This is a genomic window from Clostridium transplantifaecale, assembly GCF_900626075.1.
In the GTDB taxonomy this organism is placed as follows: domain Bacteria; phylum Bacillota; class Clostridia; order Lachnospirales; family Lachnospiraceae; genus Otoolea; species Otoolea transplantifaecalis.
In genome coordinates this window covers 283,335-299,262 of record NZ_UYZY01000006.1, presented here as the reverse complement: position 1 = coordinate 299,262, position 15,928 = coordinate 283,335, and the positions used below count along the sequence as shown (strand labels likewise).

Here is a 15,928-nt window from a genome sequence, read left to right as displayed (position 1 = left end):
TCAGGTAAAATCTGCCGCCGGCCTGTTAGATGTTACTTGAAGAACGGGCCTTATCATAGTAAAATGAGACATAGAAACCGGAAACAGATTGAACAATGGCTGTTGGAACGACACTTATTTGGAAGAGAATCTAAGGAACGAGAATCTAAGAAAAGAGAATTAAAGAAAAGAGAATCCGGGGGACAGTAAAACGAGTATATGCATAGTAAAGATGAGAAAGTCAAATTATAAAAATAAGAGCAGAGGATAAACAATGTTAAATATACTATTTGAAGATTGCGATATTATGGTGGTGGAAAAACCGGCAGGGCTGGAGTCCCAGACCAGCCGTGGATTTGAGCCGGATATGGTCAGTGAAATTAAAAATTATCTGAAGAGAGCGGAGTTATCCCATTTATCCACAAAGCTGTCCACAAAAGCATCCACACGGCCTGTGGAACCTTATGTGGGAGTTATCCACAGGCTGGACAAGCCTGTTGGCGGCGTCATGGTCTATGCAAAGAATCAGAAGGCCGCTGCCTCCCTTAGTAAGCAGGTTCAGGACGGCCGGATGAAGAAAATATACAATGCGGTAATATGTGGAAAACTTGTGGATATTGTGGGTAACTATGTGGATTATCTGTTGAAAGACGGGAGGAACAACTATTCCCGAATTGTGGATAAGAATACACCGGACAGCAAAAGGGCGGAACTGAAGTACCGCGTGATAGATGTCAGGGACACGGAAAATATGACTGGCGCCGCAGAATCTGGGATAGATACGATTTCTCTTGTGGAAGTAGAGCTTCTGACCGGCCGGCATCACCAGATACGAGTGCAGTTTTCCGGCCACGGCACTCCTCTCTGGGGCGACGGAAAATACAATCCGCAGTGGGGAGGAACCCTGCCGACCGGCGTTAACATGCAGACGGTGCAAAGTCCGGTAAGGGGCAGGGGAGAGCGGGAACTGGCCCTTGCCGCCGTTAGGCTGTCCTTTGACCATCCCTCCACCGGCAAAAACATGGAATTTTCCATGAAACCGCGCGGAAAGGCATTTGAAAGGTTCGGTGAACGATGAAGAGGATCAGGAAACATATCTATTTCAGCGGAATGGTTCAGGGTGTCGGTTTCCGGTACCGCGCCATGCACGCCGCCCAGAGTCTCGGTCTGACGGGCTGGGTTAGAAATCTCTGGGATGAGCGGGTGGAAATGGAAGTGCAGGGAGATGAGGAATCCATCGACCGGATGATCAGACAGTTGGAGGAAGGCCATTTTATCCGTATTACAGGGATAGAAGCAGAGGTGAAAAACACCGATGATAGGGAGAGCAGTTTCCGTGTAATCGGATATTAAAAAGTTTGAATATTTTTAATTGTTTTGCTTATAATACTGTCTGTACAAAAGAAGTACAAATCATAAATGGGCGAGACCATGGGTAAGCTCCTTAAAGAAACTGAAGAGAAGCTTACAAAAGAGGATGCAGGAATGTCGGAGTATGGTGAGATACAGACGATGTTCCTGCATTTTTGTTTTGAATCAGATTCCTGAGGCAGAAAAATATAAAAGTTGGAAATTAAGATTCCGTCTGATTATCCGGGCATAAGATGCACGGCCTGTGGTGATACTAATTTCATTCAGAAAATATTAGAGCGTGTTTGAAGATTGCTTTCCGTCAGTTGGGTGTCGCACTTTGCGGGAATGAATTTTCAAACACGCTCTAGGGAAAGCAGGTGGGACAGATGCCGGAATTCACGGAAAAGCAGCGAAAAGTACTATTGACAGCGGGAGTGACGGCCGCTGTCTATCTTTGTTTTAAATTCCTTTTACCGCTGTTTCTGCCATTTCTTGTTTCATATCTGATTGCCTTAATTCTACGGCCGTCCGCGGCTTTTCTGGAGCGGAAGCTGCGCTTTCAGATCAAGGGAAAATCCTGCGGCGTGCCGATTGGGGTGATTGGAGGAATCGAGATTATTTTAGTTCTCACACTTCTTGGCGCGGGCTTTTTCTATGGGGGACGGCGTCTTTTTATGGAAGCCAACCAGCTGGTCAATGCCGTACCGGGATGGATTCAGAGCTTCGATGAATGGCTGACCGGCATGTGCCATTCGGTGGAGGCATTCTGCCGCCTGAAAGAGGGCGTCCTGGTAAAAATGATGCAGGATGTGCTCCTGGGCACAGCCAGAGCGTTTAAAACGGCAACAATGCCGAATCTGGTAGTCAATTCCGTGGCCGTTTTTGGATTTTTCATTAAAGTGGCAATCATAACGGTGATTCTTTTTATTGCATCCATCCTTTCCCTCCAGGAGATGGATGAGCTGAGGGAGAGACGGTACAATTCCATTTTCAGGAGAGAGTTTTCCCTTCTGGGCAAGAGACTGGCGCTGACGGGAAATGCATGGCTTAAGACCCAGTTTGTAATTCTCTTTCTGACCACCTGTCTCTGCATACTGACTTTAATAGCGATCGGAAATCCTTACTATATCATCGCGGGAATCGGAATCGGGCTTCTGGATGCGCTGCCTATCTTTGGAACAGGCACGGTTCTGATACCCTGGGGCATTTTTCTGTTACTGCAAAGAAAGTGGTATCAGGGCCTGATGCTCCTGGGCGTCTATCTGGTGTGCTACTTCCTGAGGGAGTTCGTTGAGGCCAAGCTGATGGGAAAAAAGATGGGCCTGTCGCCGCTGGAAACGTTGATGTCGATGTATGTTGGCCTTCAGCTTTTTGGATTTCTGGGATTCATTCTTGGTCCCGTCGGGTTAATGCTGATCGAAGATCTGGTGGAAGAATACGATAAAAACAGCAGGCACAAATACGGCTCAGGAAACAGTGGTGCAGACAGTACAGAAAACAATTGAGGTACCCGTAATAAGAATACGCTGCCTCCGGGACCGGCAATATAGAACTGGCAATATAGAACTGCGGGAAAATGTTGTCGAAATGCGATGAAATAACTGCAACAGGTTCACTAAATGTGATAAAATAGCAGAATGAGACTTCCGGCAAAACAGCCGGGGTTTAAAAGACAGAGGACAAGGAAGAAGAAACAGCATAAAATTAAAAACAGCAATAAAATAAAAAACAGTAATAAAATAAAAAACAGTAATAAAACAAAAAAGTAAAACGGAGGAACAGGAATGAAACTCTATTACCGGGAAAGCGGAAAGGGGCAGCCAATGATCCTGCTCCATGGAAATGGGGAGGACGGCACTTATTTTGAAAAACAAATCCGGTTTTTCTCAAAGAAATACCGGGTTATAGCTATAGACACGAGAGGGCACGGAAAATCTCCGAGAGGGACGGCGCCCTTCACGCTGGAACAGTTTGCAGAAGATTTAAAGAACTTTCTCGATGATAAAAAGCTCAGGCGGATTATTCTTCTTGGCTTCAGTGACGGAGGTAACATTGCTCTAACATTCGCGCTGCACTATCCGGAATATGTAGACCGCCTTATTCTAAACGGAGCGAATCTGAATCCATTTGGAGTAATATCTTCCGTACAGCTTCCAATAGCAGCAGAGTATGAACTCTGCCGTTTCCGCAGAATGGCGCCAAAGCTGTCCGGGGGAAAGAAGACCGTGAAAAGGGCGGCCGGAAATAAGATGCCCGCAGGAAAAACAGCCGGCTCAGAGAAGCAGCCCGAAGAAAGAGAGCGGTATAAGGGTTCCCTGGAGCAGAAGACAGAGCTTTTGGGCCTGATGGTCAAGGAACCCTGGATTCATCCGTCGGAGCTTAAAAAGCTCAAAATGCCGGTGCTTGTCATTGCGGGAACGGAAGATATGATAAGAGACGGCCATACGAGGCATATACACCGTGCGATTCCCGGCAGCAGGCTGAAGCTGATCCGCGGAGACCATTTCATCGCATTGAAAAAAAGCGCAGAATTCAACCACGCCGTAGCCGCTTTCCTTCATGCAACGGAAGGAAGCATGACAATGACCATGAAACGCCTTTGGGCAGACCGCCATCCGGGGCGGTTAGATCACGAGGATGGGGTGGATTTTTCAGTGCTTGTACCGCTTGTTAAAAAAGACGGGGAATATCATCTTTTATTCGAAGTCAGATCCGACGTGCTGAAGAGCCAGCCGGGAGAGGTTTGCTTCCCTGGCGGCGCAGTGGAGCCGGGAGAGACAAGAAAAGAGGCCGCTATCCGTGAAACAATGGAAGAACTGGGCATTTACGAAAACCAGATTGACATGATAGCCCCGCTCGACATACTCATCACTCCCGCCAACATGGGAGTATATCCATTCCTGGCGGAACTCAAGGGATACCGCGGAACATTCTCGGCCGAAGAAGTAGACCATATATTTACGGTCCCTCTGAAATGGTTCCTGGCCCATGAGCCGGAAAGCTATTCCACAGAGGTGCAGACAATACCGGGAAAAGACTTCCCATTTGAGCTGATCCCGAACGGAGAAGAATACCATTGGCGTAAAGGAAAATATAAAGTAATGTTCTATCAGTACGAGAATCAGGTAATATGGGGCATGACGGCCAAGATACTGCATTCCTTTATCCAGAGATGTAAAGAGGAAATGGGCATGAAAAAATAGTGGTCTCGGCAATTCCCCCAACGTGAAAAAGAGGCGGGATGGCCAGGCAGATTGGATGGCCGGGACCGAAGACTCATAACCCCTCCCTCATCCCATCCCCAATTGCCGCCCGCCCCTCATTTTTCACACCCTCCTCACCAGCACCTGCAGTTCTGTCAGATACTCCTCATGCCGGTTTGTATCATTCATATCAATATGGTACAGCTCCAGCGGCGTGCCGCAGCTTTCGCAGCCCGCGTCCCGGATACGTTCCATCAATTCTGCAAAAACTTCGGATATCCTCTGTTCATACATCCCCCAGTAAAACAGCGACGCGTAATGTCCTTCCGGTATCACGGAGCTGTGATTGTCCCAGTCACTGATGAAGAACACGGAACGGAAATGGTTATAAATCCCCTGTTCTATGCTGGCCGGATCCATTTCCGCGCCGAATCCTTTTATTCCTATGATATGGATATTGTCTTCATATCTGTTTTCCAGTTTCTTCAGGACAAAATCCACGTCGTTTTCCAGAATGATGTCTTCCGTAAGCTGGAAACATGGCCTGGCGTCGAAATGACGGATGGTGAATTTGCGGTCCTCGGTCAGCCGGTCCTCCAGCAGCTCTTTTTTGCGCGCCTCAATATCCTTATATTTTTCCTGCAGCCTTGCAACCTGAGTCAGAATCAGGTCCTCTTCCTCATCCAGAAGGTTCAGTGTGGACTCAATATCCCGGTTATTAATATATTCCCGTATCCGTTCCAGCGGGATATCCAGCTCTCTCAGGGAACGGATGATATTCAGCTTTCCAATATCCTGCACGCCGAAGATGCGGTATCCGTTTTGCCCCCGTTTGGGCGAGAGCAGCCCCTGTTCCTCATAATATCGCAGCGTGTCGCTGCAAAGTCCGTATAGTCTTGAAATTTCCTTGATTTTATATGAATTGTTCAACTTTTCATTCCTCCCTTGACCTTCGTATTATACGAAGGTTTATAATAGAAGTCAAGAAGAGGAGGTTTTATCATGTTACTTAAAAAATTCTGCCGGTTTGTTATTCCCTCCATTATCTCGATGTGGATCTTTGCGCTCTACACGATGGTAGATGGAATCTTCGTTGCAAGAGGAGTGGGGGAGTATGCCCTGGCAGCGGTTAACCTGTCCATGCCATATACGATTTTTATCTTTTCACTGGGGCTGATGATGGCGACGGGAACATCGACACTGATTGCAATATTTATGGGAGAAGGGAAAGAGGAGGAGGCCCGCAATACATTTAACCAGAACCTGGTTATCCTCATAGCGGCTGGAATCATTGTTTCCCTCCTGACCTGGTTTAATCTTGAGAGGATCGCGTACTTTCTGGGGGCGGCTCCGGAGACGATTGAATACGTGAAGGGATACCTGGGCTGGATATCGGTATTTGCGGTATTCTTTATTGTTTCTTATAATATGGAGATATTCGTGAAAACGGACGGCTGTCCGCCGCTTCAGATGGCCGGAGTAATGACCAGTGCAGTCACTAATATTATATTGGATTATCTCTTTGTCATGAAGCTCCACATGGGCGTGGAGGGAGCCGCAATTGCTACAGGTATTGCACAGGTGGTTTCCACTACACTGTTCCTTTTGTATTTCCGTTTCCGCTCCAAACGCCTGTATTTCTGCAAGTTTAAGTGGAACCTGAAGCTTTACCGGAGAATTATCCCGCTGGGACTTTCCGACAGTATCACCGAGATGTCGGGCGGCCTTGTGATTTTTCTGTTTAACCACATGATTTTGAGCGTGATTGGAAACGAGGGAATTGTCAGCTACACCGTTATTTCCTATATGAATACGCTGGCTCTCAACAGTATGGCGGGAATCAGCCAGGGAGCGCAGCCGCTTGTCAGTTTCCAATACGGAGCCGGGGAACAGAAGAAGTACCGGCAGCTGTTCCGTTATTCCGTCATATCCGCCTGCATTTCGGCTGTAGTGTTCCTGTTTATAGCAGAGGGGATGCCTCAGGCAGTGGTAGGGCTGTTCCTGGGAAATGCCGATCAGGAGCTGTCGGCCTACACGGTGAACGCGCTCCGCATGTACGGTCTTTCTTTCGCTATCGTTGGATTTAATGTGGTGACGGCCGGTTTCTTTACGGCGATTGAGCGGCCAATTTACTCCGTTGTGATTTCCTCCGCCAGAAGTTTTGTCCTCTTATCGGCCTGCCTCGTTGTTATGACGGCGCTGATTGGGGAGAACGGAATCTGGTTGTCTACCGTAGCATCGGAAACACTGTGCCTCTGTATTACCCTGTTTTTCTTTTGGCGATACAAAAAAGCAGGTAGTTTCAACGGAAACAGAGTGAGAAACGGTATGGCTTCGTCAGCGGAGAATACCCTATAGATTACCGGGGGCTGACTCATTCCCGGGCAATAAAAAAGTCCCGTATGGAACGGCAAAACGCACGGACCATATGGGACTTTACTAAATATATGCGCCGGAACGGATTTTTCCGAAATGCGCCTGTATTTACAATCATCACAGCGGGAAGATGTCGAGCCTCATAATCTTTCCGTCTTCGTCTATCTCGGTGATATAGGCGGTTACCGGGACAACCCGGTCGCCGTATTCGATGAAATAGCACACGTTGTCGTCTGCCTTATGCACCGTGTTGGTGATCGGGAACGGACCCCCGTTGAACCCGAATCTGTGATGGAACATCATTTCAATAGCCATCTTACCCTCCAGATGCATGATATCTTTGTTGAGTTTCAGGAAGGACGTATCGTGTAAGATCCCCTTTTCATTAAATAAATCGGCCAGGCCGATATTGTCGCCTTTTTTCATGCACTCCATGTATTGTTCTAAAATGCGCATAGCTTTTGCTCCCTTCTGATTATAATCAATATAAAATACGGCTAAAGTCCGTCCGCTTTTTTGTTAAAACCGGCTGTTGACCCGAAAAGTTAGGGTTCCCCGGCGCCTAGAAGCGCTCGGAACGGAGCAGGGCGTCGATTCCGCCGTCTACAAACAGGATAACGCCGTTGATGCCGCTGGCCAGAGGTGATGCCAGGAAAACGATAGCATTGGCGATCTCGGAAGCGTCCAGGAATTCCTTGCGGCCGTATCTGGTCGGGATGGGAATCAGCAGGGCTGCATCCATCTGTTTCTCCGTCATGCCTTTAGTCATCGGTGTGGTGGTGTTGCCGGGAGCTACCGCATTGATGCGCAGTCCGTCTGCAGCCCAGGAAGAAGATACACGGCGCACCCAGCGGGCCAGGGCGTGTTTGGATGAGCTGTAGCAGGACGGTGTTTTGTCCGGCGGGATATGTCCGGCAAATTCCATAGTTGCGCTCTCATCGGCCACGTTGGAGAGCATGTCGACCCAGTCTCTTTTTACGGTTGCGTTCGTAATAGAGTTGGACGAGGTCACGACGCAGTTGCCGCCCTTTTTCTTCAGCAGGGGGCGCAGGCCGTCGGCAATAGCGATTGCCGCAAAGAAATTCAGTGCAAAAATTTTCTTGGGCGGAGCGGTAGGTCCGACGCCGGCGTTGCAGATAACGCCGTCTATGCCGTCCGGGTATTTTAAAAATACAGCCTTGATGGCTCCCTTTCTTCCCTCATCTGTGGAGAGGTCCGCAGTATAATCGCCTCCGTTAAAGTCAATGTTAAATACTTCGTGGCCTTCGTCCTCCAGCTTCTTGCGGGCTTCGGCTCCTATTCCGGTAGTTCCTCCGGTAATTACATAGATACTCATTCTCCTCACCTCATTCTCTAAAATCCAAACGGCCGCCGTATGGTTTCGATGCGCTGTCGATTGGTGTGCTCCCAATTATAGTAAGCTCAAAAGTATTTGTCAAACTATTTTGTTTTCATTGTGAAGAACGTAACAATTGCTAATAAAACTGTTAAAGTTATAACGCTTGTTAAAAAAATAATATAAATAATCAGATAATTACTCGGAGCCCTTTATTTTAAAGCATTTCGCTGTACCCGGAGAGGAAAAGGCAAGAAGGGCATAACAGGGCCGCTCCCATCGGAGAGAGTAGAAAAACAGGGCTAAAAAAACATTTTTTTGACAATATATTTTTAATTGCTTTCAGCATGCCGCGCTTGAGCGGAGATGCTGCCCGTGAATGGCAATGCGGAGAAAACCTGTTATGATTCCTGTTGTGATTCCTGCCCTTCGGGGCTTGACAAAGAACGTATTCTGGCGTAGAATCAAATTTACCGAAAAAATTATAGAAAACATAATTTGATAGAGTAAAAAAGCGTTGAAGGGGACTATTAAATCTTTACACACATCCAGAGAGGAAACCGGCGGTGAGAGGTTTTCGTGTTAAGGAAGGTTGAACCTGCCCCGGAGCCATGCATGAAAGTGTATCGTAGATCCGGCGTTAACGGATATAAAGTGAACCGCGCACCGATGTCTCAGACCAGATGCCGAAGCCGGTTAAATTGGGTGGTACCGCCGAAGAATGTTAAGCCATTCGGTCCCTTCGATCATTTCGATGACGAAGAGATCGCGTGGCTTTTTTAGTCTATTAAAAAAGGAGAGTCATTATGGCAAAGGACAAAAAATTAGTGGAGGCCATCACGTCCATGGATGTGGATTTCGCACAGTGGTATACGGATGTGGTGAAGAAAGCAGAGTTAATCGATTACTCCAGCGTAAAGGGCTGTATGGTGATTAAACCGGCCGGATACGCTATCTGGGAGAACATCCAGGGGGAACTGGACCGGAGATTTAAGGAGACGGGTGTACAGAATGTATACATGCCGATGTTTATCCCGGAGAGCCTTCTTCAGAAAGAGAAGGATCACGTGGAAGGATTTGCGCCGGAGGTTGCCTGGGTGACTATGGGAGGCCTTGAGCCGCTTCCTGAAAAAATGTGTGTAAGACCGACTTCCGAGACCCTGTTCTGTGATTTCTATGCAAGGGATATCCAGTCCTACCGCGACCTTCCGAAGTTATACAACCAGTGGTGTTCGGTTGTACGCTGGGAGAAGACAACCAGGCCGTTCCTGCGTTCCAGGGAGTTCTTATGGCAGGAGGGACATACGGCACATGCTACGGCAGAGCAGGCAGAAGAGAGAACGGAGATGATGTTAAATCTCTACGCCGATTTCTGTGAGGAAGTGCTGGCAATGCCGGTTGTACGCGGCAGAAAGACAGACAAAGAGAAGTTCGCCGGCGCCGAGGCCACCTATACAATCGAAGCGCTGATGCATGACGGAAAAGCCCTGCAGTCGGGAACCAGCCACAACTTCGGCGACGGATTTGCAAAGGCGTTTGAGATCCAGTATCTTGATAAAGATAACCAGTTAAAATATGTCCATCAGACATCATGGGGCATGACAACACGCCTGATTGGTGCTATTATTATGGTACATGGTGACGACAACGGACTGGTGCTTCCTCCGAGGATTGCTCCTGTCCAGGTCATGATTGTCCCGATTCAGCAGAATAAGGAAGGCGTTCTCGACAAAGCATTTGAGATTAAGGAAGTGCTTTCCGGCTTCAGCGTAAAAGTGGACGATTCCGACAAATCACCGGGATGGAAATTCAGCGAATCAGAGATGCGCGGAATTCCGGTACGCGTGGAGATTGGACCGAGAGACCTGGCGGAAAACCAGGCAGTGCTGGTACGCCGTGACACACATGAGAAAATGACTGTTTCACTGGATGAGATAAATGAAAAGGTGGCTGAACTCCTTGAGACAATCCAGCATGATATGTTTGAGAGAGCGAAAGCACACCGCGACGCGCATACGTATCAGGCTGTGAACATGGAGGAGATGAAGGATCTGGCCGACAATAAACCGGGCTTTATCAAAGCGATGTGGTGCGGCTGCCAGGAGTGCGAGGATCAGCTGAAGGAGAGCGTGGGCGTTACGTCACGCTGTATGCCTTTTGAGCAGGAAACATTATCTGATAAATGTGTATGCTGCGGAAAACCCGCAACAAAGATGGTATACTGGGGAAAAGCATACTAATTCATGAGATCAAGAGTTCCGCGTGCGGGACTCTTGATTGATATTCAGGACAGAAAGGAGCTGGCGGGGTGCAGATAATAATACCAAAACAAGTGGAATGGATTCTTGCAGAGCTGAGAGAGCACGGCTATGAGGCATTTGCCGTTGGCGGCTGTATCAGGGATGCGCTTCTTCACCGTGAACCGGGCGACTGGGACATCACTACGTCGGCCAGGCCGGATCAGGTAAAACAGGTTTTTGGTAAAACTATTGATACCGGTCTTCAGCACGGAACCGTAACGGTCATGCGGGAGCATGTCGGGTATGAGATTACCACATACCGGATAGACGGGGAATACGAGGATGGAAGGCACCCGAAGGAGGTGGCGTTCACCTCGGATTTAAAGGAAGATCTGAGACGGCGTGATTTCACGATCAATGCCATGGCCTACAACCGTGAGACCGGGATTGTGGACATTTTCGGCGGAATCCCGGATTTGGAGAAAAGAATCGTGCGCTGCGTCGGCGACCCGATGGAACGGTTCACGGAAGATGCACTTCGGATCCTCCGGGCTATCCGGTTTTCCGCCCAGCTGGGGTTTGAGATAGAGGATAATACGTACCGGGCGCTGTCGGTGATTGCCCCGAACCTTGCTCATGTGAGCAAAGAGAGAATCCAGGTGGAGCTTACAAAGACACTTCTGTCGGAACATCCGGAACGGATTTATCTGGTGGATGAGACGGGGATGAGCCCTTATGTGTCAGATACCTTTGGCGCCGTTTTTGAGGGAACCGGGAAAGAGAGGGGAATCTCCGCCTGTACGAGGGCGTCGCGCCTGCCTGCCCGGAAAGCGCTCAGATGGGCGGCCTTTCTGGCGTATGCCGGGGAGGTAAACACGGTCCGGATTCTCAAAGAATTGAAGATGGACAATGACACGATAAACAGGGCGGAGACCCTGGTAAAGTGGTTTGCACAAGAGCTTTCCCAAGAGGAGGCAAAGCTCCGGGCCGTCATGAGCAGCATGGAGGACGATCTTTTTGACGATCTTCTTCTGCTCAGGGAATTTCTGCTTCCGGAGGAAAGGGCGGTGACGGAGACATTCAGGGAAACGGCCGAGATAATCCGCGGCCGCGGTGACTGTATCCGTATGAAGGATATGGCGGTGAGCGGAAAAGATCTGATTGCGGCGGGGGTAAAACCGGGACCGGAGATGGGCGGCATCCTGAGCAGCCTGTTCGCACATGTGCTTAAGCATCCCGAGGACAATGAAAAGGGATATCTGCTTCATATGGCAGGTACGCTCAGATGACACTGCAAAGGCGGAACGTAACAGGAAGGAGAAAAGCAATTAATGAGTGAGGCAAACCTGGACGCAAAATACATTCAGATGACGCAGACACCTGTGGAGAGCCTGATTTGCAGGCTGGCTGTTCCGACGATCATCAGCAACCTGATCACAACATTTTACAACATGGCAGACACTTTTTTTATCGGCAGAATCAGCACCAGCGCCTCCGGCGCGGTAGGAATCGCTTTTTCCGTCATGGCGGCCATACAGGCTGTGGGCTTTTTCTTCGGCCAGGGTTCGGGGAACAATATTTCCAGGCTCCTGGGCAGGCAGGAGACGGACAAGGCGGGAAAACTGGCCGCGGTCGGCTTTTATTCGGCGTTAATAGGAGGGGCGGCCATTGCCTTTCTCGGGCTTTTTTTCCTGGAACCGCTCTGTATGCTGCTGGGTTCCACGGAGACCATCCTCCCTTATGCGAAAGACTATCTCAAATATATACTCATCGGCGCACCCTATATGGCGGCTTCACTGGTACTGAACAACCAGCTTCGTTTTGAGGGAAGCGCGTTTTACGGCATGATAGGCCTGACGACGGGGGCTTTGCTCAACATCGTACTTGACCCGATCCTGATATTCGGATTCCATATGGGAATCTCCGGCGCCGCCCTGGCTACCATCATCAGCCAGTTTGTCAGCTTCTGCCTGCTGTACTGGGGAGTCAGAAGGGCAGGCAACGTCCTGATACGGTTTAAGAATTTCAGGCCGTCGGTTTACTTCTATAAAATGATATTAAACGGCGGCCTGCCTTCGTTGTGCCGTCAGTCTATCTCAGGCATTGCCATGATCTGTCTGAATACGGCGGCCAGGCCCTATGGGGATGCAGCTATCGCAGCCATGGCGATCGTATCCAGAATTACCAACTTTACGAATTCCATCCTTCTCGGTTTCGGACAGGGTTTCCAGCCAGTGTGCGGATTTAATTATGGGGCAAAGCTCTATGAAAGAGTGAAAAAAGGATTCTGGTTCTGCGTGAAAATCGGAACGGTATTTCTCCTGGTTCTGGCTGCGGTGGAATTTGCCGCTGCGCCGCTTCTGATTCAGCTTTTCCGGAAAGGTGACGCGCAGGTACTGGAGATAGGAGTGAAAGCGCTGAGACTCCAGTGTCTTACATACGGTTTGAACGGCTGGGTTATGATCAGCAATATGATGATGCAGACGACGGGAAAGATGTTCCGGGCTTCATTTATGGGCGTGTCCAGGCAGGGGATATTCCTGATTCCGGCCGTACTGATGCTGCCTGCCTTTATCGGCATACTGGGGATCCAGATTGCGCAGCCGCTGGCCGACTGTATCACGTTTGTCGTATGCCTGGTTCTGCAGACCGGGCTTTTGCGGGAAATGAGCAGGGAAGAGAAGGAAAATGAAAGACTTCAGGCGGAAGCTTCCGGCCCGGATTATATGGGAGGATAGTCAGGAATGGTTTTTGATCGAAGAGAGAAAATAATTGCGATGCTGAACCGCGACGGCATGGTCAAGGTAAGTGAACTGGTGGAGCTGTTCCAGGTGTCGGTGGAAACAATACGCCGCGATTTGGAATATCTGGAGAAACAGGGGCTTTTAAGCCGTGTTTACGGAGGCGCCGTGGCCAACAAGAAGCGGGGAATCGAACCGCATATTGAGTTGAGGCAGACGGAGCATTACGCGGAAAAATGCGCAATTGGGGAGCGGGCCGTCGATTTTGTGGATGACGGTGACGTGATTGCAATCGATTTGGGGACAACGACCCTGGAATTTGCCAAAGCGCTGGCAGGGAAAAAGCGCGGTCTGACGGTTCTGACCAATTCGATCCCGATTGCCGTGGCGCTCTCGGAGGACGACGGGACCCGTGTGTTCCTGGTCGGTGGAGAGGTAAGAAAAAGGGAGCTGTCTGTTTCAGGACATCTGGCCGATGAGAATATGAGATTATTCCAGACCGATAAGGTGTTTCTGGGGGTCGGCGGCCTGACGGAGAATTTCGGAATCACAGATTTCCATGTGGAAGAGACACCGTTTCGCAGAATCGGGATTAAAAAGACACAGAAGGTATTCGCGCTGTGCGATCACAGCAAATTCGGAGTCACGGCGATGAACCATGTCTGTGACCTCGGGGAAATCGATATTTTGATAACAGATCGTGAGACGGATAAAAAGACGGTCAGCCGGTTCCGGGCCCAGGGAGTGGAGGTTTATCTGGCATAGATGGTATCCGGCCCGGAAATTATCGGAATCAAAGACTTTCCGCCAAAATGTGGATTTGACGGAAAACGGAGGTTTACCGGATAACGGGAGACTTGTTTTTTCCTGTATCACATCAGTTTCTTATAATAAAAATAAGGTTTTAAAAGCGGTCTGCCGTTCAAACGGCGGGCCGCTTTTTTTGACTAAAATGTGTAATGTTGTGGATTTATGAGGAGATATGCAAATTTTAACTCAAAAAGTCAATAAAAAACACAAAAAACTTTTGTATATTCTGCGTATATAAAAGAAAAATTAAATGTGATATATTGAGAACTACATAAAAACATTAAAAAAGTTATCAAGAATACACATGACGGAGTTGGCAGAGAGAAAGGACAGGGGCGCGTGGGCAGCAAATACTATATGGGAATTGACCAGGGAACGACGGGGACGACGGTTCTGCTGCTGGATGGGGAATGGAATCTGGCGGCGCAGGCTCATAAAGAGCACAGACAATACTACCCCCGGCCCGGATGGGTAGAGCATGATCCGGAAGAAATACTCAGGCAGGTGACGGAAGCGGCCTGTGAGGTAATGAAGAAGGCGGGAGCTCTGGCAAAAGAGGTGCAGTGCATCGGCATCGATAATCAGGGAGAGACGGTTGTAGTGTGGGACAAAGAGACCGGGAAGCCGGTTTATCCGGCCATCGTCTGGCAGGATCGGCGGACGGCAGCATGGGTGGAGCAGTTAAAAGACGGGGAACGGAAGATAATACGTGAAAAGACGGGACTCCATGCGGATGCCTATTTCGGCGCGACAAAGATAAGATGGATTCTGAACACGGTGGAAGGAGCCAGGACAAGGGCGGAAGAAGGGAAACTTCTGGCAGGTCCACTGGATGCATGGTTCTTATGGAATATGACGGGCGGCCGTGTGTTTGCCACCGATTACTCTACCGCGTCGCGGACCATGCTCTTTAATATCCACGAAAAAAAGTGGGATGAGGATCTTCTAAAGCTTTTTGATATTCCGGTAAATATACTTCCGGCGATACGATGCACAGCAGGAGATTACGGCAGTGCCTGTCTTGAGGGAGCGGACGGACAAGAGGCGTGCATACCGATCACGGGAAATATTGTGGATCAGCAGGCTGCGCTTTTCGGCCAGGCCTGTCTTGAGGAAGGAATGGCAAAGACAACGTATGGGACAGGATGTTTCATGCTGATGAATACGGGCACACGCCCCGTCTACTCGGAGTCGGGGCTTTTAACAAGCGTAGCCTGGAAATTAAAAGAAGACGAGATGAGGTTCGAGCTGGATGGAGGAATCTATGTGGCAGGTTCGGTCATCACCTGGATGAAAAATAAGATGAACCTGATAGAGTCTGCGGAGGAGACGAATCAACTGGCCGTCTCGGTCCCGGATACGGCGGGTGTTTACTTCGTGCCTGCGATGACGGGCCTTGCGGCTCCTTACTGGGATCCGTATGCGAGAGGCATGCTGATCGGCATTACCCCGGGAACCGAAAAGGCCCATATTGTAAGGGCGGCCCTTGAGAGCATTGCATACCAGGTCAAAGATATCCTGGAACTGATGGAAAAGGATTCAGGAATAAAAATTAAGACGATGAGGGCGGACGGGGGAATTGCATCGAATGATTTTCTGATGCAGTTCCAGGCGGATATCCTGGGGATCCCGGTGGATGTTCCGGTTATTTCCGAGACAACTGCGCTGGGCGCCGCCTACATAGCCGCTTATGGCATAGGCCAGTTCAATGAACTGAGCGAGATAGAGAGCAACTGGAAACTGAAAAAGCGATATCTTCCGCGAATTGATGAAAATCAGAGGAAGAGGCTCATGGCCAGATGGCACCGCGCTGTGGAGCGCGCCAAAGGCTGGATTGAAGAAGACGAAAACCAGGAAACAAAACAATAGGAATATCCGGCTGCAGTTTGG

At 49.3% G+C, this 15,928-nt stretch carries 14 protein-coding genes and 1 other annotated feature; of the genes, 10 read left to right on the top strand and 4 right to left on the bottom strand.

What is annotated here, in order from left to right:
• The first annotated feature begins 253 nt into the window (after nucleotides 1-253).
• Together EJL91_RS20945 and EJL91_RS20940 are read left to right on the top strand one after the other, a co-directional pair.
• Nucleotides 254-1,057 carry an RluA family pseudouridine synthase gene (locus EJL91_RS20945; RefSeq protein ID WP_125143902.1) on the top strand — a complete coding sequence of 268 codons (804 nt, stop codon included), beginning with the start codon at nucleotides 254-256 and terminating at the stop codon, nucleotides 1,055-1,057.
• Nucleotides 1,054-1,332, top strand: a complete 279-nt coding sequence (locus EJL91_RS20940) for an acylphosphatase (protein ID WP_125143901.1) — start codon at nucleotides 1,054-1,056, stop codon at nucleotides 1,330-1,332. Before EJL91_RS20945 ends, EJL91_RS20940 begins: the two co-directional genes overlap by 4 nt.
• 281 nt (nucleotides 1,333-1,613) lie before the next feature.
• Here EJL91_RS20940 and EJL91_RS25415 read toward each other — a convergent pair whose 3' ends face one another.
• A complete protein-coding gene (locus EJL91_RS25415) occupies nucleotides 1,614-1,679 on the bottom strand; it encodes a DUF6783 domain-containing protein (protein ID WP_423243462.1) in 66 nt (21 codons plus the stop codon).
• Nucleotides 1,680-1,718: 39 nt separating this feature from the next.
• On the opposite strand from EJL91_RS25415, the gene EJL91_RS20935 reads away from it, so the two are divergent.
• The gene (locus EJL91_RS20935; protein ID WP_125143900.1) at nucleotides 1,719-2,837 is read left to right on the top strand and encodes an AI-2E family transporter; all 1,119 of its coding nucleotides are present in this window, start codon (nucleotides 1,719-1,721) and stop codon (nucleotides 2,835-2,837) included.
• Nucleotides 2,838-3,116: 279 nt separating this feature from the next.
• Nucleotides 3,117-4,535, top strand: coding sequence for an alpha/beta fold hydrolase (locus tag EJL91_RS20930; RefSeq protein ID WP_125143899.1), 1,419 nt, complete (start codon nucleotides 3,117-3,119; stop codon nucleotides 4,533-4,535).
• 123 nt (nucleotides 4,536-4,658) lie between these two features.
• Here EJL91_RS20930 and EJL91_RS20925 read toward each other — a convergent pair whose 3' ends face one another.
• Nucleotides 4,659-5,465 (bottom strand): MerR family transcriptional regulator, encoded by an 807-nt coding sequence (locus tag EJL91_RS20925; RefSeq protein ID WP_125143898.1) that lies wholly within the window; start codon nucleotides 5,463-5,465, stop codon nucleotides 4,659-4,661.
• 72 nt (nucleotides 5,466-5,537) lie between these two features.
• Between EJL91_RS20925 and EJL91_RS20920 the strand changes: the two genes are divergently transcribed.
• A complete protein-coding gene (locus EJL91_RS20920) occupies nucleotides 5,538-6,893 on the top strand; it encodes an MATE family efflux transporter (RefSeq protein ID WP_125143897.1) in 1,356 nt (451 codons plus the stop codon).
• A 135-nt stretch (nucleotides 6,894-7,028) separates the two neighbouring features.
• Here EJL91_RS20920 and EJL91_RS20915 read toward each other — a convergent pair whose 3' ends face one another.
• Together EJL91_RS20915 and EJL91_RS20910 are read right to left on the bottom strand one after the other, a co-directional pair.
• Nucleotides 7,029-7,367: a hypothetical protein gene (locus tag EJL91_RS20915; protein WP_003502602.1), complete on the bottom strand. Its 339-nt coding sequence runs from the start codon at nucleotides 7,365-7,367 to the stop codon at nucleotides 7,029-7,031.
• A gap of 106 nt (nucleotides 7,368-7,473) precedes the next feature.
• Nucleotides 7,474-8,247, bottom strand: a complete 774-nt coding sequence (locus tag EJL91_RS20910; protein WP_125143896.1) for an SDR family oxidoreductase — start codon at nucleotides 8,245-8,247, stop codon at nucleotides 7,474-7,476.
• A 508-nt stretch (nucleotides 8,248-8,755) separates the two neighbouring features.
• Nucleotides 8,756-8,992, top strand: a binding site (T-box leader).
• 61 nt (nucleotides 8,993-9,053) lie between these two features.
• Between EJL91_RS20910 and proS the strand changes: the two genes are divergently transcribed.
• From proS to glpK, 5 genes are all read left to right on the top strand, one after another.
• The gene (gene proS / locus EJL91_RS20905; RefSeq protein WP_125143895.1) at nucleotides 9,054-10,487 is read left to right on the top strand and encodes a proline--tRNA ligase; all 1,434 of its coding nucleotides are present in this window, start codon (nucleotides 9,054-9,056) and stop codon (nucleotides 10,485-10,487) included.
• A 68-nt stretch (nucleotides 10,488-10,555) separates the two neighbouring features.
• A complete protein-coding gene (locus EJL91_RS20900; protein WP_125143894.1) occupies nucleotides 10,556-11,776 on the top strand; it encodes a CCA tRNA nucleotidyltransferase in 1,221 nt (406 codons plus the stop codon).
• A 42-nt stretch (nucleotides 11,777-11,818) separates the two neighbouring features.
• On the top strand, nucleotides 11,819-13,225 hold the full coding sequence (locus EJL91_RS20895) for an MATE family efflux transporter (protein WP_125143893.1): 1,407 nt from the start codon (nucleotides 11,819-11,821) through the stop codon (nucleotides 13,223-13,225).
• Between the two features lie 6 nt (nucleotides 13,226-13,231).
• Nucleotides 13,232-13,993, top strand: a complete 762-nt coding sequence (locus EJL91_RS20890; RefSeq protein WP_125143892.1) for a DeoR/GlpR family DNA-binding transcription regulator — start codon at nucleotides 13,232-13,234, stop codon at nucleotides 13,991-13,993.
• A gap of 402 nt (nucleotides 13,994-14,395) precedes the next feature.
• Complete coding sequence (gene glpK, locus EJL91_RS20885; RefSeq protein ID WP_125143963.1) at nucleotides 14,396-15,907, top strand: glycerol kinase GlpK; 1,512 nt, start codon at nucleotides 14,396-14,398, stop codon at nucleotides 15,905-15,907.
• Nucleotides 15,908-15,928: the final 21 nt, after the last annotated feature.